This is a genomic window from Solibacillus sp. FSL R7-0668 (genome assembly GCF_038006205.1).
In the GTDB taxonomy this organism is placed as follows: Bacteria; Bacillota; Bacilli; order Bacillales_A; family Planococcaceae; genus Solibacillus.
Genome location: NZ_JBBOUU010000001.1, coordinates 1,417,367 through 1,439,166, shown reverse-complemented (window position 1 = coordinate 1,439,166; position 21,800 = coordinate 1,417,367). Strand labels below are relative to the sequence as shown.

The 21,800-nt window shown below is 37.7% G+C and carries 18 protein-coding genes; 7 read left to right on the top strand and 11 right to left on the bottom strand.

The annotated features are described in order from the left end of the window. Positions 1–77: 77 nt before the first annotated feature. A complete protein-coding gene (locus MKX47_RS06825; RefSeq protein ID WP_340772372.1) occupies positions 78–1,472 on the bottom strand; it encodes an SgrR family transcriptional regulator in 1,395 nt (464 codons plus the stop codon). 103 nt (positions 1,473–1,575) lie between these two features. On the opposite strand from MKX47_RS06825, the gene MKX47_RS06820 reads away from it, so the two are divergent. Further along, positions 1,576–2,748, top strand: coding sequence for an MFS transporter (locus MKX47_RS06820; RefSeq protein WP_340772371.1), 1,173 nt, complete (start codon positions 1,576–1,578; stop codon positions 2,746–2,748). A 51-nt stretch (positions 2,749–2,799) separates the two neighbouring features. On the opposite strand, the gene MKX47_RS06815 is transcribed toward MKX47_RS06820, so the two are convergent. Continuing rightward, positions 2,800–3,039, bottom strand: a complete 240-nt coding sequence (locus tag MKX47_RS06815) for a DUF3977 family protein (protein ID WP_340772370.1) — start codon at positions 3,037–3,039, stop codon at positions 2,800–2,802. Positions 3,040–3,042: 3 nt separating this feature from the next. Beyond that, entirely contained in the window at positions 3,043–3,477 is a 435-nt protein-coding gene (locus tag MKX47_RS06810) for a GNAT family N-acetyltransferase (protein WP_340772369.1), read from the bottom strand. Between the two features lie 299 nt (positions 3,478–3,776). Here MKX47_RS06810 and MKX47_RS06805 point away from each other — a divergent pair, with 299 nt between their 5' ends. Continuing rightward, positions 3,777–4,481 carry a class I SAM-dependent methyltransferase gene (locus MKX47_RS06805; RefSeq protein WP_340772368.1) on the top strand — a complete coding sequence of 235 codons (705 nt, stop codon included), beginning with the start codon at positions 3,777–3,779 and terminating at the stop codon, positions 4,479–4,481. A 220-nt stretch (positions 4,482–4,701) separates the two neighbouring features. On the opposite strand, the gene MKX47_RS06800 is transcribed toward MKX47_RS06805, so the two are convergent. Continuing rightward, the gene (locus MKX47_RS06800; protein WP_340772367.1) at positions 4,702–6,396 is read right to left on the bottom strand and encodes a methyl-accepting chemotaxis protein; all 1,695 of its coding nucleotides are present in this window, start codon (positions 6,394–6,396) and stop codon (positions 4,702–4,704) included. A gap of 362 nt (positions 6,397–6,758) precedes the next feature. Here MKX47_RS06800 and MKX47_RS06795 point away from each other — a divergent pair, with 362 nt between their 5' ends. Continuing rightward, positions 6,759–8,111 carry a transposase gene (locus tag MKX47_RS06795; RefSeq protein ID WP_340770684.1) on the top strand — a complete coding sequence of 451 codons (1,353 nt, stop codon included), beginning with the start codon at positions 6,759–6,761 and terminating at the stop codon, positions 8,109–8,111. 227 nt (positions 8,112–8,338) lie between these two features. Here MKX47_RS06795 and MKX47_RS06790 read toward each other — a convergent pair whose 3' ends face one another. Then, entirely contained in the window at positions 8,339–10,033 is a 1,695-nt protein-coding gene (locus MKX47_RS06790; RefSeq protein WP_340772366.1) for a methyl-accepting chemotaxis protein, read from the bottom strand. 465 nt (positions 10,034–10,498) lie between these two features. Between MKX47_RS06790 and MKX47_RS06785 the strand changes: the two genes are divergently transcribed. After that, the gene (locus tag MKX47_RS06785) at positions 10,499–11,530 is read left to right on the top strand and encodes a S66 family peptidase (protein WP_340772365.1); all 1,032 of its coding nucleotides are present in this window, start codon (positions 10,499–10,501) and stop codon (positions 11,528–11,530) included. A 552-nt stretch (positions 11,531–12,082) separates the two neighbouring features. Here the strand turns inward: MKX47_RS06785 and MKX47_RS06780 are convergent. The 6 genes from MKX47_RS06780 to MKX47_RS06755 all read right to left on the bottom strand — a co-directional run bounded on the left by MKX47_RS06780 (position 12,083) and on the right by MKX47_RS06755 (position 18,102). Beyond that, entirely contained in the window at positions 12,083–12,343 is a 261-nt protein-coding gene (locus MKX47_RS06780; protein WP_340772364.1) for a hypothetical protein, read from the bottom strand. Between the two features lie 152 nt (positions 12,344–12,495). Continuing rightward, positions 12,496–14,403 carry an LTA synthase family protein gene (locus MKX47_RS06775; protein ID WP_340772363.1) on the bottom strand — a complete coding sequence of 636 codons (1,908 nt, stop codon included), beginning with the start codon at positions 14,401–14,403 and terminating at the stop codon, positions 12,496–12,498. Positions 14,404–14,608: 205 nt separating this feature from the next. Next, the gene (locus MKX47_RS06770; protein ID WP_340772361.1) at positions 14,609–15,049 is read right to left on the bottom strand and encodes an ASCH domain-containing protein; all 441 of its coding nucleotides are present in this window, start codon (positions 15,047–15,049) and stop codon (positions 14,609–14,611) included. Next, positions 15,046–16,659, bottom strand: a complete 1,614-nt coding sequence (gene abc-f, locus MKX47_RS06765; protein ID WP_340772360.1) for a ribosomal protection-like ABC-F family protein — start codon at positions 16,657–16,659, stop codon at positions 15,046–15,048. The genes MKX47_RS06770 and abc-f overlap by 4 nt, the downstream gene beginning before the upstream one ends. A 120-nt stretch (positions 16,660–16,779) precedes the next feature. Further along, positions 16,780–16,911, bottom strand: coding sequence for an RAxF-45 family protein (locus MKX47_RS06760; RefSeq protein WP_340772359.1), 132 nt, complete (start codon positions 16,909–16,911; stop codon positions 16,780–16,782). 69 nt (positions 16,912–16,980) lie between these two features. Next, positions 16,981–18,102, bottom strand: coding sequence for a cysteine desulfurase family protein (locus tag MKX47_RS06755; protein ID WP_340772358.1), 1,122 nt, complete (start codon positions 18,100–18,102; stop codon positions 16,981–16,983). Between the two features lie 96 nt (positions 18,103–18,198). Between MKX47_RS06755 and nadB the strand changes: the two genes are divergently transcribed. Genes nadB through nadA form a run of 3 tightly spaced genes read left to right on the top strand, consistent with a single transcriptional unit; the run spans position 18,199 to position 21,683 of the window. Continuing rightward, positions 18,199–19,779, top strand: a complete 1,581-nt coding sequence (gene nadB, locus MKX47_RS06750; RefSeq protein WP_340772357.1) for an L-aspartate oxidase — start codon at positions 18,199–18,201, stop codon at positions 19,777–19,779. After that, positions 19,736–20,596, top strand: a complete 861-nt coding sequence (nadC, locus tag MKX47_RS06745; RefSeq protein WP_340772356.1) for a carboxylating nicotinate-nucleotide diphosphorylase — start codon at positions 19,736–19,738, stop codon at positions 20,594–20,596. The genes nadB and nadC overlap by 44 nt, the downstream gene beginning before the upstream one ends. After that, positions 20,583–21,683, top strand: coding sequence for a quinolinate synthase NadA (nadA, locus tag MKX47_RS06740; RefSeq protein ID WP_340772355.1), 1,101 nt, complete (start codon positions 20,583–20,585; stop codon positions 21,681–21,683). The genes nadC and nadA overlap by 14 nt, the downstream gene beginning before the upstream one ends. Positions 21,684–21,800 lie beyond the last annotated feature (117 nt).

The following is a 21,800-nucleotide window of genomic DNA, read 5'->3' as shown; positions in this document are numbered from 1 at the left end:
TTTTATAATTCACCGCTTCTAAGCACAAGAAACAAGCTTCTCTTACTTGTTTCTTGTGTTTCCTTCTATCTATGGAACTATTCAATTAAATAACTTTCCTTCAAATTCGGATAGCCGAACAAATCATGCCCTTTTCGAATAAAATTTTTCGGATAATACATTTTACGATAAGAGTCATATAAAGCAACTTTACTAGTAAAAATCGTTTCAAAGCTATCTTTAGAATACTCCAATGAATCGGGGTATATTGGAACAATTAAGCAATCATATTCTACCAGTTTCTCTGCAATTTGAGCATCTTCCACCGTTAAATGATCAACTTGTATAAATGGACTACCAATTGTACTTAATAAATCGACAAACTTTTCTTTATTGACAACATAACCCACTTTCAATGATGCTAAAGGAATTACAACATCAATTAGGTTACTATGAAGAGCAATTTTCGTCTCATCTAATCGAGTAACCTCGTTTGCAAACCGAAAGAAAAAATGCTGTAATTGCTGTTCCCGTTGCTTTAAAACTTCTGATTTATAATAAAGGTAAAATGTGCCCCCATACTCTAGCTCTTCAGACCAATTGTTTTCATACACAGCTGTAGACGATATTTTCCTTATTAGTTGAGAAGGAATTGTCTGAAGCATAATATTGCATATAATTGGTTTTCCTAGATGATAATTTGGGTTTGCCGTTAATAAATATTCATTTGCTGCAGTTTGCTTTATTGCAAATGCACCAGAAAATACCCCATCGTACTGTATAGAAAATTCAATTTGAGCAAGTACTAATAAAAGCTCCTGTAAATTGCCTTCATAATCAACTATTAGATTTTGATTTGAATAGTGAATGTCCCTTAACTTTGCTCGATATTGCCTATAGCTTACATGATTAAAGGACTTTAAGAGCGAATCAACAATTTGATGCATCTTCATTGGTTGTCCTGTATGCCAATAAAGATTGGACCTCAAATAAAAAATAAACTTCCCTTTTCTTTGCTCCCAGTGGTAAGCCAAATCCCCTTTACCATGTTCATCAACTAATCTGCTAAATAGATGCGAGACAATCCAAGCTGATTCTGTATCAATGACTGAAAGTGGATTTATGGTTAGTTGTGTATTATAAATTGGTATCGTTAATTTATTTGGCATATGAATTTGTTTGAAAAACAGTGATGAAAAGATGGTTGTAACGAGCGCTTCAGGCAACGGTTCAACATCTAAACTTTTTAAGATTGCACGTGATAATTTCGGGTCATTTAAAATTTCCTCTACAATTTCTTCACCGTCTTTATGCCAAATTATTTTTGATTTATTTCCTCTCCCTCTACCAGGTGTATATGTTAGCCAACCTTGCTGCTCATACTTTTTTAAATTTCGAGCCGTTTGTTTCACACTTAAATGTAAATACTCAGCAATGTCATGAATGGCTAATGTTTCTGAATTTAAAGCCCATAATTTCAATAAATTGATCATTTGCATCACCACTTAAAAGCGGACATATTCAGTAAAATTGTCCATTTTTAATCCCTTATGTCTACTTTATAGTTTCATTATAAAGAAAAGGCTGGTGAATGGGATGCCCTATGTTAAAAAAATATTTTGTATTCAATTTTCGCTTGATTTAATAAGCGGTGCATTTTTAGTGTTAAGCTCTTGGACAATTTTTGCAACGACCGGAAGTTTGCTATTAACTGGGCTTTACGTTAGCTTAGGATTTGTTCCAAGCTTAATTGCCAATCTATATATCGGAGCAATTGTTGACCGACGAGATAGCAAAAGGATGATTCAAATCGCCATTATTGTTATCACAATCGCACTATTCAATATGCTAATAAGCTTTCAATTGGATTCCATCTATATGCTATTCTTATCACACATGCTTTTACAACTAGGTGGTAGTATTTTTAGACCATCTGTACAAGTGTATATGACACAATTGTTTGAACACGAGCGATTACCTTATCTATTTACAAAGTCCGCCTCTATTTCAATTTTTGGCGGAGTAATTGGTTCATTTATCGCTAGTCAACTTGTAGATTACTCGAATCTATCTGTTTTACTACTCATGCTTTTTTCCGTAGCAATTACTTTTACGATTTCTTACACATTACCTAATACTATTCAAGTAAAGACAAAGATTCATACTACGATTCATCAAGATTTAAAGGATGGCTTTCGTTACATAAAAACGAACTCGCTATTTTGGAAACTCTTCGTTATACTTGGCTCTGGTCAAGTAATTACACATTGCACAACAGGATTTTTAGCTGCCTTTACGTATGAAACGTTCGCAAATAATGCGGCTGTTTATGGCTATCTACAAATAATATTAACGGTAGGCGGTATCTCTATCGGATTATGTTCAAAGCAATTCTTAACAAAATTAAACCGTATTTTCTCACACACTGCATTTTTGCTTCTTAGCCTCGCTTTGATACTTTGTGTATTTAGTAAAAGTCATCTTATTATTGGCATTAGCTTATTTTTAATAGGATTGTTAACAACCTGGATTCGAAGCCACTTTCAAGCAGTTCAACAAATGCATACTGCTGCGGGTTTTAATGGGAAAATGGCGAGCTTTCGAATGATTATTAATCAAGGCAGTGTTGTTTGTATTAGCCCGCTTTTAGGTGTCATTGCCTCTATAATGGGAATGAACTTTATTTTTTTACTATTAGCGATTATTTCAATGGCGTCGTACTTATTAATTCGAAATATGTATTCTATTAATTCAGAAAGTTTGAGATAGAAATCAAAAAAACGTCTTCATAGGAATTCCGAAGACGTTTTCATCCTTTCTTCAATTCTTACTCCCAACACCAAAAATCACCTTAAACATATTACGATTTTTCCTTTTAAGCTTTATGCCTTCCTTTAAATCAAGAATAAGCACCGTCTTCCAAATCCATACTCGTATATAGGCTGACCGAAATTGAATTGGACCAATAATCCCCTTCTCTTCGTATTCTGTGCCATCCGTTAATTCCGTTTCTGTTCGTACAAGCCATCTATTGCCGATGCCAAATTCGATAAATTTCATACTTTAGTTCCTCAATATTTTCGAAAATCCCGTACTCTTCGCAACGTAACCTAAACGTTCATAAAATAGATGTGCTGCCTTTCGTTCTTCCCGATTTCCACTATTTAATGTAACTCTCATGCAATCATTATTTCGCGCCCAATTTTCAACTTCCTGCATTAAGCACTGACCGATATTCTTTCGACGTTGCTTTTCATTTACAACAAAAGCTAAAACCCTTACATATGGTCCATCATATTCAAACGCCCATTGTTTCATAAACCCCGTAAATCCAACTACTTCCCCTTCAAGCTCCGCAATAAAGACATGATAGTTTGGTAATTTAATAAGCTTTTCAAAACGATCTTGTAGTTGAGTAAAGTTTGTAGGATAGCCGAGCTGTTTCATTAAACTTGTTAGTGTAATAACGTCTTCCTTTTTAAAGCTACGTATTTGCATAAAAGATACTCCTTTCATTTTCCTACGATTGTAATATTCGTAATAAATGTAACATTCCAGATTTCATAAGGCTCTGTGAAAGCCTCCTATTTCTACCCTATACAACTTTAAATAGTTCACGTACAATTCCCCTCAACTATTAAATAAAAACTTTGCAACTATAAAAAGAGCACTCTTAAAATACATTTTCACAGCATTCTATACAATAAATTAACAATTAATTTAACATATTTATAAACTCAATGTAACATCCCCCATCCTCCATTATATTACAATTTTTACTATAAAGGAGGGATTTTATGTTAGTAAAAGATGAGCAGGATGTATATGATCTCTTAGACACTTTATTAAGAGAGCCAACTCAATTTTGGGATTCATTCTATAAGGAGCATAAAGATAAGGACATTCCATTTTTTTGTGACCGCGTTGATGAGCATTTGAAGAAATATGTTGAGAACAAAATGATTGAACGTGGACGTGTGCTTGAAATTGGCTGTGGCAATGGACGAAATGCGATTTATTTAGCGAAACAAGGCTTCACGGTAACGGCTGTTGATTTATCAGAGGAGGCTATACGTTGGGCAACTCAACAAGCTAGCTTACAAAATGTGGAGATTGAATTTTACTGCGATAATATGTTCAACTTAAAATTGCCACATGAGTCATTTGATTTTATTTACGATTCTGGCTGTTTTCATCACTTAGCCCCACATCAAAGAATAACTTATTTACAGTTTCTCCATCAGCATTTAAAACGTGATGGCTATTTTTCCATTAGTGCCTTTAAAGAACATGGCAAATACGGCGGCTCCGCACTTGCAGATGAACAATATTATATTGATCGAAGCTTACATGGCGGTATCGGCTATTCTAAAGAAAAATTCCAAGCCATCTTTCATCATTTTAAAGAGATGGAAATACGTGATATGTTGCACACCCACTTAGCGGATGATGAGTTTGGTCTTGAGGATTTTATTATTTGCTTATTTAAAAAGGAATACTAAAAACGCTAAAAAACCATCACGCCACCTACTGAAATAAATTCTTTTATCATTCAGCACCAAAATGCACGACTTTTTAATTACGCTCGAATCACTATATTTCCCGCTTCACCTCGATGTAAATGTAAAGTACACAATGAAACACATCACAACCACATATAAAAATCTACAAAAAACCTCCAAACATACGCAGCTACACATACGTTTGGAGGCCCTATTATTTTTAAAGCTTAAACTGTTGCATTTTTGTATTAATTTCTTCAGCTACTGTCGCTAAACGTTCGGAGCTAGTTACGATTTCTTCCATTGTACCTACTGTTTCCTCTATCGTCGCCGTTGTTTGTTCTACACCAGCGGCCGATTCTTGAGTAATCGCTGCAATTTCGTCAATAGAGCGATTAATTTGCTCAGTTGTGTTCGAGATTCCCTGAAGATTTTCTGTGATACTTTGAATATTCGTTGACATGCGATTGACTGCTTTCGAAATTGTGCCAAATGTTTCGCCCGTTTCCGTTATTTGCTCGGTACCTTTTTTCACTTCGTCATAGCCTGTTTGCAGTGACATTGTGACATTCGTCGTTTCGCTTTGAATACGTGTTACGATTGAGGAAATATCTGTAACGGATAACGATACTTGCTCTGCTAGTTTACGAACTTCATCCGCCACAACTGCGAAGCCTTTCCCCTGTTCACCCGCTCTTGCTGCTTCAATAGCTGCGTTTAAAGCGAGTAAATTCGTTTGATTGGCAATGCCATCAATTACCTCAACTAATTTTGTAATTTCTTGTGATTGGTTATTTAATCCTTCAACTTTTGACACGGCTTCTTGTACAATGCGGTCTATTGTAGCCATTTGCTCTGTCGATGCATTCATCAACCCTTGACCTGATGCCGTTAATTGTAGTACTGCTTGGGAATCATTGGCCATTGTCGCACCTTGGTCGGTTGCTTGCTGTACATTCCCTTTAAAGTTTTCCATCATATTGGCTAAATCACCTGCACTATTTGCTTGTGATTCTGAGCCTTCCGCCAGGTCTGTCATGGTCAAGGCGATTTGCTGTGAACCATCTTTGACACCGACCGCTGATTGCGCCAGCTCTTCACTGCTTGCTGCTAAATTTTCAGATATATCTTGAATCGATCCAAGCACATTCTGAAGCATGCTATTCACAGTATTCGTCGACTCAATCAGTAATCCAATTTCATCCTTTTCTTTATGTACTAAAGGTGGCTGACTTAAATCACCTTCTGCAATCGCTTTTAATTTTTGAATCGCCGCTTTAATAGGATCAGCAATAATTTTTGACATAACAAATGCCGTTATAATGGCAAGCGCTACAATAACAAGACCAACAATGATTCCAATAATTGTACTTCTCTTCAATTGTGAAACCATGTCATGACCCATTTCATTTATGGATTCTTCTTTCACTTGTACTAAGGTAGCATAGCCTTCTTTTATTTCATCAGCCAAATAATCGTTAGCCATCATATTTTGATAGGCCTGTTCAGAATTTCCTTTGTCATACTCAGCAAATACTTTTGTTTGGACAATGTTTTCCCATTCTTGAGCCTTTTCATTGAGTTCCAATAAATTATCATCAGCACCCAAATTCACGAGAAGATTACCATTAGCCTTTGCCAATTCACTATAGCTCTCAAACTCTTCGATATATTCTTTATTCCCTGATAATACGTAGTTTTTCTGAGCCAAATTTCGACTATTAATCGATTCCATCATTTTTTCACTAGCTATAAGTACTTGTAATTCTTCATTTACCAAACTTTCACTCATCGAAACTAAACGCTCATTTGCAAAATAATTATAAACCGTAAAACAAACAATATAAAAAGATACAAATAAGAATGCTGTTAATAATCTTTTTTTAATAGATTGAAGTCTTTTATTGCCCTTCATATTAAGCAGTCCTTTCTATTTTATGTAGTTTATTACATTTTATTTTCTATAAACCAATATAGCACAACACTCCTATATCTCCTATTAACTATTTGCACATTTCTTATATAAAAATACTACTAATAAAAAAAGATTATAGTTAAATATACCCTGTTGAGTAGTTGAAATTTACTATAGTCTAACTTATTTCACAACAATATATTATTAAAAATGAAAAATTTCACACGATTTTATGAATGAGTTAATTTCATAATTCCAACCCCTTGTCTCCCATGGGTTTCAAAACAATAAAAAAAGGGCACCTCCCCAATTTGGTATAATTTAAGTGACCAAACCAAAATTATCCCTGAGGTGAATGCCCTATGACTATTGTAAAGCAAATGCGTCTATTTGACATCCATGAATTAATGGAAATGGAAAGTTCTCATCGTTTTGATGCGATTTTGGCTACTTTTGATTTACAGCCGATTTTTCAACTGTTTAGTAAAAAGACAATGCGTGGCGCTCCAAGAGAATTAAACTATAGTGCGATGATTCAATCGCTCGTGATTCGTATTATTGAGCGTATTCCAACGGTAAAAGATTTAATCAAGCGTCTGAAAAATGATCTTATCTTTCGTTTAGATTGCGGCTTTTTACTTTCTGATTCAGTACCTTCTGACTCTTCTTATTCACGTATGGTCGATGTGATTAGCCAATCAGAAGTCTTTGATAAAATGCAAGATGAACTCATCCAAAATGCCTTTACAGAAGGATTTCTAGAGGAAGAACATCTCGCTTTTGACGCGACACATTTTGAAGCGCGCGATGCATCAAAACCATCTGAGAAAAAGGAAAAAATCCCGAAAAAGCGTGGTCGCAAATCGAAAGAAGAGCATGAAGCCTGGCTCGCTGAACAAGCAGAAATCGAGGCAAATCTTACAACCTATGAAAAGAAATTAGAAGCTCAATTAACGATTCCAACATCGACACTTTGGCGAGACATCCCAATCGAACCCAAGTGGGGTGTCAAGAAAAATAGTGACGGTAAAAACACGTTCTGGTTCGGCTTTAAAGGGCATTTAGCTGTCTTGACAAAAAGTCAGTACATTGTGGCACGCTTGATGTCGTCTGGTAATTTAAGTGATAGTAAAGCAGCCATTCCACTGTTAAAAAAGGTAGCTGAAGTCGTGCCAAATCAATTTACAACAACGATATTTGATGCAGGGTATGATTACAAAGCGATCTATCGACAAATTTTAAATCAAGACATGAAAGCAGTCATTCCATACGTTAAACGTCGTGAATCCGAAATCTTGGGTTTCGATGAAAATTTCCGTCCAACGTGCGTACGTGAACATAGCTACTGTTACGACAGCTATGACGAGAAATATCAGTGTTTAAAATTTACACGTCCAAAAGAATGTGCAACGTGTCCATTACGTGAGGATTCACTGTGTCAAAAAGTTTTTAAAATCAAGTGTGAAACGGATATTCGCAAGTATACGTATCCAGCAAGAGGCTCCGCATTATGGGAGAAACTGTACAAAGAACGTACAGCTGTTGAACGTGTGAATGCCTACTTAAAAGAATATTTTCAATTAAATAATGTCCGTCATCGAACAGGTAGAAAAGCCAAGCTCCATTTCAATCTGGTGACGTTTATTTATAATGCCTGCAAATTAGCCGTTGATCGTTTGAATGCACAATTAAATGAACAAAACACAGCTGCATAATTTTTAAAAATGAAAATCAAAAAATTGTATTCGTCTAAATTCTTGAAAAAATCGATTTATGAAATTGATTCGAATATAAAATTATTTCATAAACATTTTTTCGACGTCATTCTGTTAAAAATAAACTGAATTTCACTATAAAAATTCCATTACATATTAATATCTTCTACTTTATAAAAAAAGCCTTCATTGAGTGCACAGATACACCCCAATGAAGACTTCATTTTCTATAATTTAAACTGTTGTACTTGGTTATTTAAATTTTCAGCAAGAATTGCTAATTGATCTGTATTATTCACGATTTCTTCCATTGTACTTACTGTTTCCTCAATCGTCGCTGTTGTTTCTTCTACGCCAGCAGCTGATTCCTGAGTAATCGCTGCAATTTCGTCAATAGAGCGATTAATTTGCTCAGTTGTCGTAGAAATTCCCTGAAGATTTTCTGTAATGCTTTGAATATTTGTTGACATGTGAGTGACAGCAGTCGAAATCGTGCCAAATGTTTCGCCCGTTTCCGTTATTTGTTCGGTACCTTTTTTCACTTCGTCATACCCTGTTTGCAGTGAGATTGTGACATTCGTCGTTTCGCTTTGAATACGTGTTACGATTGAGGAAATATCTGTAACGGATAACGATACTTGCTCTGCTAGCTTACGAACTTCATCTGCAACAACCGCAAAGCCTTTTCCTTGCTCACCCGCTCTTGCCGCTTCAATGGCCGCATTTAATGCGAGTAAATTCGTTTGATTGGCAATGTCATCAATTACTTCTACTAATTTTGAAATTTCTTGTGATTGACTATTTAACCCTTCAACTTTTGACACAGCTTCTTGTACAATGCGGTCTATTGTAGCCATTTGCTCTGTCGATGCATTCATTAACCCCTGACCTGTTGCCGTTAATTGTAAAACTGCTTGAGAATCATTGGCCATTGCTGTTCCTTGATCGGTTGCTTGCTGTACATTTCCTTTAAAGTTTTCTATCATATTGGCTAAATCGCCTGCACTACTTGCCTGTGATTCCGAACCTTCTGCAAGGTCTGTCATAGTCATAGCAATTTGCTGTGAGCCGTCCTTTACACCGATTGCTGATTGAGCTAGCTCTTCACTACTTGCTGCTACATTTCCAGAAACTTCATGAATCGTGCTTAACAAACCATGAAGTTTCTCATTCATTATATTCGTAGATTGGACAAGTACGCCAACCTCATCTTGCGTTTTTTGTTTTAATGGTGGTTGGCTCATATCCCCATCTGCCATCGCTGTTATTTTCTTCACTACTTCTTTAATCGGTGTAGTAATAATACGCGCTGTAAGTAAGGCAACCGCCACTGATAGAATAGTGATAATCACACCAATGGCTGAACCTAGGTTCTTTGTTGCCTTTGAAAGAGAAATCATCTCTGCACCTAGTTTATCAATAGACTCTTTTTTTGCATTTGCGAAATCCTGATAGCCGGTCATTACTTCCAATGCAAGTAAATCCGTTTCGGCTAAGTTTCGAATGGCTTGCTCTTTATCACCCTTATCATATACATCGAATACTTGTGTTCGGACATTCTCTCGCCATGTTCTTGACTTATCTGCAAGCTCTGATAATTCTTCACTGGATTCTAGTTCATTAATAATAGCGAAGTTTTCCTCTGCTATTTTTACATACTCCTCAAATGAATCTTTCGCAGCAACATTTCCATCCAGTATATAGCTTTTCGATGCTGATGTCCGAAGACTGACTGTAGATGCCAACTTTTCACTCGCCGATAGTAGTTTTAGCTCCTTTTCGACAATATTTTCAGCAGTCGAAATAATTCGAGCATTTGCAAAATAACTGTATGTACTAAATCCGAATATGAAAACTGTTACGACTAAAAAGGCACTTAGTATTTTTGCCTTAACTGATTTGAAACTAAATTGTTTCATCATAAATCAATACCCCTCTCCATTATAAAAACCTATATTACCTCGATTTATTAATCATTTTTCTAATATAACATACTACCTTTGTTCAGACATCAAACTAAATGCACATTTCTATTAAACAATTTATTAAAAACCAACAAAATTGAGCAAAATATTTATTCCTACAATAAAATTTCACTAAAATAATTCTCTTTCAAGGTACTATTTATACAAAAGCACCTCTACAGGCTTTTTCTTATGATTCTTTTTATACTAACACTCCTACTATAATGACATTTTTGTAAAAGCAATCCACCTTCATTAAATAAGCCTTACTATCATCTTTTTAATAAATCTATTTCATACCGGAAACTTTACCCAAAATGAAAAGCAAGAAAATAAGTATTGAACTTTTGCTAGTAAAATGTTTCAGAATCCGCTAAAATAGCATTTACATAATTTTACTACAAAAAACACGAGGTGATGAGGATGCTAAAGAAGCCAATGAGATTAAAGTGTGGTGATACCGTTGCCACAATCAGTCCGTCTTGGGGTGGTGCTGGCGAGTCCGATTTACGCTGGCGCTATGAACAAGGGGTACAAAGACTAGAAGAAGTATTTGGCCTACATGTCGTTGCGATGCCGAATAGCTTGAAGGGGGCTCAGTATTTATACGAACATCCGGAAGCACGCGCCCAAGATTTTATGGCAGCGTTTCAAGATCCCACTATTAAGGCCATCATCGCAAACATTGGTGGTGAGGATAGTGTTCGACTACTTCCATATATCGATTTTGATGTGATTCATAATAATCCAAAGATTTTTATGGGCTATTCTGACACAACCGTTCCCCATTTATTTTGCTTGAAGGCAGGGGTTTCATCCTTTTATGGACCTGCTATTTTAACAGATTTTGCGGAAAATGTGGCAATGGACCCTTATACAATTGAATCCATTGAGCGTACCTTATTTTCAAATGAGGTCATCGGTACTATTGAACCTGCTGAAAAATGGACGAGTGAGTTTTTGGCATGGAGTCAGGCGTACAAAGATACACGCCGCACGATGCGTAACAACAAAGGCTATGAGGTACTACAAGGATCAGGCGTTGTTCAAGGACGCTTAATCGGTGGCTGCATTGAGGTGTTAGATTTCGTGAATGGTACGGAGCTTTGGCCTGATAAAGAAATGTGGAAGGACAGCATTCTGTTTTTCGAAACGTCCGAAGAAAAGCCAAAGCCAAACAATGTACGTTATTGGCTGCGTAACTATGCCCTACAAGGGATTTTACAGCAAGCAAATGGCATTATTTTTGGTAAACCGCAAGACGAAAAATACTACGAAGAATACAAGGCAGAAATTTTAAAAGTATTAAAGGAATATCAGCTCGAGCATTTGCCTGTACTTTATAACTTAAATTTTGGGCATACAGAGCCGAAGTTTATTTTACCGTACGGGGCACTTGCTGAAATTGATTGTGACAATAGTACATTCTCCATTTTAGAAAACGCTGTCGAATAACATAACGTGTCAAAAGCCTGCTTCCCACTTCGAAGCAGGCTTTTATTAGTTGTTGACTTATTTCGTTAAATCGACAATTACTTTAATGGAATCTTTGGCTGCAATTGCCGTTTCAAAAGCTGTTTGAATTTCGCTTAAGGGGTATACTTGCATAATCACACATCATTCGGCCCAACTTCTGGCATCGAACGCTCCTCTACCGCTACTAAATTAGCCCCTTTATAAATTCCAGCTTGATAATTTGTCATCTACTCGCCTCCCAGTTTGATTGCTTTCAGTATAAGACAAAGCAAAAAGTGTAGCCAAACTAATCCGCATGAGGTGCTTGCCGAACAATATCATCTGCTAATTGGGCAGTGCTATAAGTAAAATCCGTCTGTGCCTATATTATGATGGTGCCAAATAATGCCGATACCTCGTACCAAGCCACAAAGAACTGATCGACCCCTGTTCCAGGAAAATCAAATAGCGCAAGTTCTGTCTTATGTTTTGCAATGCGCTGCTGGAAGTGCGCTAATAGCTTTTTATTGAAGTCCGTGATATTTGGTGATGTCAATAAAACTTTATAGGTTTATGATTTTCCTGAATATGCTCTAGCAATTGCAGCAGCACACCATATTCAAAGCCTATTGAATATGGTTTATAGTGGAACGGGCTCATTACTTCATACAATTCTAAAATATAGTGCGTTACAAACTGATCATGGAAGTCCGCTAAATTTTGAAAATACTTGTAAAAGGTTACACGATTAATCTTTGCTTGTGCACTCAATGCTTGAATCGTTAGTTGTTCTAATTTTTGCTGTTCAAGCAACGTTAAATAGGCGTCATACAGCTTCTACCTTGTTTTGAACACATGTGCATCCATTTTTTGTCCGATTCTACTCACCTGCTAATCTTTTTCTCATAATTTTAACATCAAACAAAAAACACCGCGCTCCTTAGTGGATTGCGCGGTGTTATTAATTATTCTGAAATTACTTTACCATCTTTTGAGTAAAAGCGTAGTAAATCTCCATTGACTACTTTATCTGAATAATTCAGTTTTTGTTCTACATTCGCTTTCATCTGATCGGCTAATTCGAATTGCGATGCATCTAAAAGCTCACCTGTTGAACGGTCATAATATTTGCCATCTAGCGAATAAATCGTAGGGCTAACAAAATCTCCTTTTCTAAAAGGAACGACTTCATTATGCTCCGCTGACAATAAATCAGTACCGAAGTGAATATTGTTTTGTGTTTCCACGCCTAATAAATGGAGCACAGTTGGTAGAAGGTCTATTTGTCCACCATATGTGTGGTTAACGCCACCCTCCATACCTGGTACATAAATTAATAATGGCACACGCTGTAAATCCGCATTCACAACTGGCGTCACTTCTTCACCGATAATTTGCGCCATCGCTTTATTATGATTATCCGAAATTCCGTAATGGTCACCATACATCACGACCATTGTGTTCTCAAATAGACCTGTTTCTTTTAAATACGTAAAGAATTCTTCAATAGCCTCATCCGCATAGCGCGCAGTTTGGAAGTAATTATCAACACTTTCATCGCCTGTTGTCGCCTTATCAATTGTGACCAACTCTTGATCCATTTTGTATGGGAAGTGATGTGCCACTGTAATAAATTTTGTGTAAAACGGCTGTGGTAATGTCTCTAACAAGCTTTTAGACTGCTCGAAAAATGGCTTATCAAGTAATCCATATTCCGCCATATTTTTAGGGTCCGTTGTGTCATAGCTACTTGCATCGAAAAACTTATCATAGCCAAACTGATTATAAACCACATTTCGATTCCAGAACGTCCCCCCGTTACCATGGAATACAGCCGATGTATAGCCGTAATCCTTTAAAATCGACGGTGCTGCTTGGTACGTATTTTGCCCCTTCGTAATAAAGGCCGAACCTTGTGGCAAGCCGTATAATGAATTCTCTAGCATAAACTCTGCATCAGATGTTTTTCCCTGTGCCGTTTGATGGTAGAAATTATCAAAGAATAATGTATTTTCATTTTTCACTAATGAATTTAAAAATGGTGTGACTTGCTGACCATGTAATTCATAGTCAATTAAAAATGTTTGCATGGATTCTAAATGTAAATAAATTACGTTCATATCTTTTGCTAAGCCAAAGTATTCAGGGTTTGGTTCAGCATAATTTGATTTTGTGTAGTTAATAATTTCCGTGATGTCACTACTATCCGCAAGTGCACGTTCTGAAGATGCCTCTGCAGTTTTTACTGTATCGTAAATCGCATAATTGTACATGCCTAAATATTTAACAATATAGCTACGGTCAAAGCCGCGCACAAGTAAATCTGGACGATCCTTTTCTGCTAAAAATAAGTTCGTCGAAGAAATCATCAACGCAAAGGCCACCGCAATGACTGGCATTACAAAGCCTGTTTTAACTTGCTTAAACTGTTCCTTTTTCGCAACACGTAAATAAATAAGAAAAGCAACGTCTACGAAATAAAGTAAATCCGATGGACGGAACAGCGCAAACACACCGCCGCTTAAATCACCAAAGTTTTGCGTTTGGAAAATCGTCGGTAATGTAATAAAATCGCTAAAGAAGCGGTAATACATGACATTTGAATATAATAAAATCGTCATTAATGTATAGACGATGACTAGCATACTCATTTTACTTTTGCCTCTAAATAGAAAGGCCACCGATAAAAATAGCAATGCTGAGCCTAACGGATTAATAAATAATAAAAATTGTTGAAGCGTTCCCTCAACACCTAAATTAAATTGCGTCAATTGCGTTATATAGGTTTTTAGCCAAATCATCAACACAGCTAATAGATAGATTCCTAAAAAACCTTTTATTTGTATTCCTTTTTTCTCCACTAAATCTTTCACCTTATCTCACTCTTTCTTCATTCAAAAGCTTTTCAAATAGATCAGAAAAACATTATTCACTATATCAAAAAATCTTTGTTGTATGCAACTATTAAACGATTCGCAGGAGAAAAGGTTGCATTTTAATCACCGATTTATGCGTATTAGCATTAAAAATGAAAAGAATTTAAGCTACATCCGTGTAAGCGCATCGAAAAGTTGTACATTATTTCGGATAGACTTTTTCAAACCGATCGCAAACCGTCAGCATATCCTCTGTAAATTGTAGATTGTACTCAGGTAATAGCCGACCAAAGAACGCGATATGCGCCTCTTTCCACTCTTCGTAAGTCCCCTCTCCCTCTGCCAACGCAAAATCAACGGGCACCTCATTAAACGGATAAATTTCTATTGAAGTGGATTTTATAATGGCAACAGGCTCATCATGACTGTTTAAGACAATTTGATAATCACCTACTGCGGGTAAAGCATCTCCCTCGATTTCATACAAAGGATGGCTTGAGCAAGTGGCTGTCTTTGTTCCACCAACAACGAGACTTGCCAACCAATCTGCCTTTTCGCCAAATTGAAAAGCTTCTGTAAAACGGATATTTTGTAATCCTTCTAACGCACAAAATTGTTGCCAATACTGTTCAATTTTATTCATTTTTCTAACTCCCTTTGCTTTGTTTGTGCCCACTCGAATGGACCTTCATGGATTGTGAGCTGCTGATTTTCTAACCATGCCGTTCTCGTAAATAATTTTTGTAAAAAATAGCGATCATGGCTAATCGTAATAATCGTACCTTCAAAATGTTCAAGCGCTTCTTCTAAGGCTTCTCTTGATTCAATATCTAAATGATTCGTTGGTTCATCCAGCACAAGGACATTGCATTTTTGTACCATTAATTGTGCTAAACAAAGGCGCATCTTTTCACCACCGCTGAGCTGCTCGACTTTTTTAAATACATCATGACCGTAAAATAAAAACTGGGCCAACATATGCCGCGCATCATATTCCGTTAATGACACTTGCTCACGAAAGGCATCGATTAATCGTTGCTTCGGATTAAATTGGTCGAACTGCTGCGCGAGATAGCCAATTTTCAAATTACTACCTTGCTTTACCTGCCCGTCAAGCGGCTGCAATTGGCCAAGTAGAATTTTCATTAGCGTCGATTTTCCGGTTCCATTATTTCCGACAATTGCTAAACGGTCCTGAAAATAGACAGATAGCTGAATATCCATAAATAAAAAATCCTGGTCAAAGCCATGCGAAATATCGCGTAGCATAAACACTTCTTTCCCTGTTCGATCCTCTGCCTTTAGTTGCAAATTCATTTGGCGCTCTGTTTTTGGCTTTTTTACTAATTCCATACGAGCAAGCATTTTCTCCATGACCTTTGCTTTTCGGAATAAATCCGGATTCGGTGGAGACGCTTCATTCGCCCATTGACGAAGACGACGAATGGCCTCTTTTATTTTTTGAATCTTTTTCTGTTGCTCTTGATAGTCCGCAAATTGCTGCGCGATCTTTGCCTCTTTATTTTGAAGGTATTGATCGTAATTGCCCTTGCTCATCCAAATTTCTCCGTCTTCAATTTCGGCAACATACTGCACAATGTTGTTTAAAAACATGCGGTCATGCGAAATGACAATAACCGTCCCTTTGAAATAATGTAAATAGTTTTCTAGCCATTCCGTTGCGGCTAAATCTAAATGATTCGTTGGTTCATCTAACAAAAGGATATCTGGCTGTTGCAATAAAATTTGCGCTAGCATGACCTTCGTTTTTTCTCCACCACTTAACGCGTCAAACGGTTGCTCTAATAACTTAGTAATCTTTAATCCACTCGCAATGGAAGCAATTTTCGCCTCAATTTCATAGCCGACATTGGCAAGATATTGCTCCTGTATTTCACCATATTGATTTAGAATCTTCTCCGACATATCCGTCTGCATACGCTGCTCTAAATCCGTTAGTCTTGCTTTCATTGCATGTAACTCAGTAAACGCTTCAGATAATACATCAAAAACGGTTGTATTTGTGTAGCTCGGAATTTGATGCAAATAGCCCATTGTTTGTCCCTTTGCTTTAATAACACGACCTTGATCCGGTTGTTCGATTCCTGCTAGTACCTTAAATAGCGTCGTTTTCCCGCTTCCATTACGACCGACTATCGCCACGCGCGCTCCCGTATTGACTTCCAATGAAAGTTCTTTAAAAATGGTGTTACCACCCATAGTTTTTGTTATATTTTCTGCTTTTAACTGCATATTCCTACGCCTCCATAGCGTAGCTTACAATCAAATTTCTTATTTTCTCCATGAAAAAAAGACTGCTCCTTAACGAGACAGCCTTTCCATTAGTATGGTGAAAAGAATGAAGTTAATTAGCTACGCATTATTTTTAAATTGTCTAAAAAAGGACAGACCTATCCCGTTAGACGCAAATTTAAAAGTAATGACACGTGCAAAATACATAGCGGTATCTACTTGTACACCTGTCCCCATAGCTAACTTATTCATTCTGTTCACCTCCGTTCATTTAAATTATTTCAATATTACCATATTTCCGCCAAAAAAGCTAGATTACGATTAAAGAAATGCATTCGAATTCATACTAATCTTATTTAACGCCTCATGCACCTTTACTATTTCCTCGTGCTTCGTCTTACTTCCAAAAGAAATGCGGAAAAATTGTCTTGCTTCCGTCAATGATTTTCCCATCGCGAGAATTGCCTTTGTTCCTGATGCGCTGTTCACATCACAGGCACTCCCTGTCGAAATGGCAATCCCCTCCTCATTTAATTTGAGCATGACATATTGCCCTTCTACCCCTCGCATACAAATTCCGCAAATATTCGGTAGCTGGTTTTCGGGAGAAGCTCCGATTACTTGAAATATTTTCTTATCAAGTGATGTGATGAGGTCTTGGCGAAGCTGCCATTGATCGGTGATATCATACATAAACTCTTCAACAGCTACTGCCATTGCAACAATACTTGGTGTATCCAGTGTTCCACCTCGTAAGCCCCTTTCATGTGTGACTCCCGGAAATACCGGTGTCGCTCGCACATGCGGATTGATATAGATAGCCCCACAGCCTTTAGGTCCACCCACTTTATGTGCTGAGACAGTGATAGCATCTACCTGCCCCGAAAAATCCGTTATATCTAACTTACAAAATGACTGAACACAATCTATATGAATAGGAATTCCGAATTTGTTTGCTAGCTCAGCAATTGCTTTGACGGGCTGGATGCTGCCGATTTCTGAATTCACATGCTGAATCGTAATAAGCGTCGTCTCTGGGCGAATAGCCAACTCTATACTCGCTAAATCGATTATTCCTTCTTTTGTTAGCGGTAGCTTTGTTACTTCAAAACCTTCCCGTTCTACTGTATTTAATGCTGCATGAACGGACGTATGCTCTGCCATGCAAGAAATAATATGTTTTCCACGATGGACTCCCCTCGCTAGAGACAAAATTGCTAGTATATTTCCTTCCGTACCACTACCAGTAAAAATAATTCCATCCTCATGTACATCAAGCTTATCGGCAATAACCTTTCTTGCCCACTTAATAGCAGTCGCTGCACCACCTCCCATATCATGCAGGCTTGATGGATTGCCTGCGAGTTTTCGTGCGACTTCGCTATAAGCTTCTATTGCGCCTTCAGTCATTGGTGTTGTTGCTGCATAGTCTAAATAAATCATTTCCTGCGCCTCTTTTCTAACGAAGTAATAAATACTTGTTTATTTTATTATTCTATGTAAAGATATGTGTCAAGACAACTGTAAAAAGGAGTTAATATGATTATTCATACAGATATTGTCATTATCGGCGGAGGCATCGCTGCACTTGAAGCTGCGCGAAATTTAAGTAGCCGATTTGATGTCCATATCATTACAAAAGCAGATTTAAAAAATAGTAGTTCTTACAAAGCACAAGGTGGTATCGCAGCGGTTATCACTACTCACGACCATACTTCGCTTCATATACAAGACACACTTGAGGCTGGTGAATTTCATCATCATGAGGAAAATGTAAAAGCACTAATTGAAAACGGCTCTTCTATAGTAAAAGAGCTTTTGCAAGAAGGATTTAAGGTAGATTTCGATAAAGATGGGGAAATTTCTCTTGGCTTAGAGGGCGCGCATAGCAAGCACCGAATCGTTCATGCAGGGGGAGATGCTACAGGTAAAAATCTTGTCAATTATCTAGCTGGAGGATTACCACCAAATGTTCATATCCACACATTTGAATTTGCTTATGAACTGCTCTTAAATTCAGCCGGGGAATGCTGCGGTGTTCGCGTAAAAACGAATGAAGGGGAAAAATCTTACTACGCCTCGTACATTATTCTAGCAACTGGTGGGGCCGGTGCACTCTATGAATGTACTTCTAATTGTGAGAATAGCTATGGAGATGGGATTGCATTAGCTTATTTAGCCGGAGCAGCCATTACCGATATGGAATTTGTCCAATTTCATCCGAGCTTACTCTATGTAAATGGAGCAAGAGGTCTCGTTTCGGAGGCTGTTCGAGGAGCTGGAGGAAGGTTTGTTGACCAGAACGGAAAACCGATCATGGACGGTAAGCATCCTTTGGGTGATTTGGCACCACGTCATATTACAGCCCATGAAATGTACAAAATGCGAGCAAGTGGACAAGAAACTTTTATTGATATTTCGAGGATCGACCACTTTGATAAAAAATTTCCCACAATCCACGCCCTTTGTCATCAAAATGGGGTTAATTTATCGAATGGAAAAATCCCCATTGCACCTGGCAGCCATTTTTTAATGGGCGGTGTCATTACGAATCGTTACGGACAAACCTCTATCCCGCGATTATTTGCCATTGGTGAAGTTGCTTGTACGGGTGTGCACGGGGCAAATCGACTTGCAAGTAACTCATTATTAGAAGGCATTACGTTTGGGAAAATGATGGCAACCCATTTGCTGAATAACGGAAATAAGCAAAGTAATTTTATAAGTAAAAATGAAACCGGCTCTTCGTTACCTAATAATCTATACGCTAAAGAGTCTTTACAGGAAGCGATGCTAAATTGTGCCGGTATTGTTCGCTCAAATGAGGGCTTACAAAAATTAATCCAACAATTACCGAGCATCTCAAGCCAAAAAGGACGTCTACAGGGATATTCTAAGAAGCTCATAGAATTATATTTTATGAATATAACCGCTTCTTTAATCGCTCATGCTGCACAAGCAAGAACCGAATCAAGAGGCGCACATATACGCAGTGACTATCCTTCGAAAGACGAACTTTGGCAAAAAAAGTGGATTGTCTTTGAACAAGGAAAAATGAATGTGAGGAACGATTTATATGAATGTAATCAAACTGAAAGCTATGTTAACGAGCTTTTTTAATGAAGATATTGGCGATGGTGATTTATCGAGTGAAGCGATTTTTTCTCCTGAAGAACAGGGCTCCTTTACGTTTTATGCAAAGGAAGACGGCATTTTTTGTGGTGCCCAAATTATTGAAATCGGCTTTCCTCTATTAGATTCAACTTTAAATGTACAAGTATTAAAGAAAGACGGCGAATCCATTTCAAAAGGAGATCAGCTTGCCATTATTAAAGGTTCTCTTCGAAGCCTATTAACTGGTGAGCGTGTCATATTAAATTTAGTGCAGCGCATGAGTGGAATTGCGACAAAGGCAAATAAGGCAGTTGCTCAAACGATTGGTACGAAGGCGCATATTTGTGACACACGTAAAACAATCCCAGGTCTTCGTATGCTTGATAAATACGCTGTCCGTATAGGTGGCGCCTATAATCATCGGAACGGTCTATATGATGCCATTATGTTAAAGGACAATCATATTGCTTTTGCCGGCAGTATCACAAAAGCTGTTGAAGCCGCGCGTAGTAAAATCGGGCACACTGTCAAAATTGAGGTAGAAATCGAAACGAAGGAGCAACTAATAGAAGCCATCGATGCAGGAGCCGACATTATTATGTTCGATAACCGGACGCCGGCAGAAATTCGTGACTGGATTTCACTCGTGCCACCTCATATTGCAACGGAGGCTTCAGGCAATATAACACTCGACAATTTAAGAGCCTATGCAGAAAGTGGTGTACAGTGGATTTCCCTTGGTGCCCTCACCCATTCCGTCCCTGCATTTGATATTAGTGCACTCGTACAGCAGAAAGGAGAAATGAGCTATGGTACTCGCTAAATTTATGGACATCTCGATGCTTCCAGAAAAATATAAATCCTTAACCCAAGAGCAAATGGAAACACGCATCCGTGAAATAAAAGACAAGCTAGGTGAGGAGCTATTCATTCCTGGGCATCATTACCAGCGTGATGAGGTTATTCAATTCGCTGATGTAACAGGAGATTCCCTCCAACTTGCCCAAGTAGCTGCCGCCAATAAAAAAGCGAAACATATTGTGTTTTGTGGTGTACATTTCATGGCGGAAACAGCGGATATGCTAACAGAGGATGACCAAATCGTCTACTTACCAGATATGCGTGCTGGCTGCTCTATGGCCGATATGGCGAATATTTACCAAACAGAGGAGGCCTGGTTAGAGCTTACAAAAACATTTGGCGATACAATCATCCCCTTAACCTATGTGAATTCAACTGCCGCTATTAAAGCATTTACAGGGCGTAACGGTGGGGCTTGTGTTACCTCCTCGAATGCAAAATCAATGGTACAATGGGCATTTACACAAAAATCCCGTCTATTCTTCCTACCTGATCAGCATTTAGGACGTAATACTGCCTTTGAGCTTGGTATTCCATTGGAGCATATGGCTGTGTGGAATCCGATTTCAGGCAAGCTCGAGTATGAGGGCGCACTTGAAGATGTGAAGGTCATTTTATGGAAGGGGCATTGCTCTGTACATGAGGGCTTTACGGTATATAACATTCAAGAAGTACGTAAAAAATATCCAAACATGAACATTCTCGTGCATCCCGAATGTAGTCGTGAAGTAGTGGCCCTATCAGATGACAACGGCTCAACGAAGTATATTTGCGATGTCATTGAAGCTGCGCCTGCGGGTTCAAGTTGGGCCATTGGGACAGAAATGAATTTAGTGAAACGATTAATCGCCACTTACCCTGATAAGCATATTATTTCATTAAATGAAAATATGTGCCCATGCTTAACGATGAACCGCATCGATTTGCCCCACTTATTATGGGCACTTGAAATAATCGAGCAAGGTGGACAAGGCAATGTGATTGCTGTTGATAAAGAAGTTACGGCGCAGGCATTATTATCACTAGAGCGTATGTTGGCACGTGCGTAATAAATCTCAGTATTAACTTATGTGTTTTAAATAGATAGAAAAATAAAAGTCGATCCACACTATTCATTTAAGTGTGAGTCGACTTTTTCAATGTCTCCTATAGAAGTAGAAGAAGCA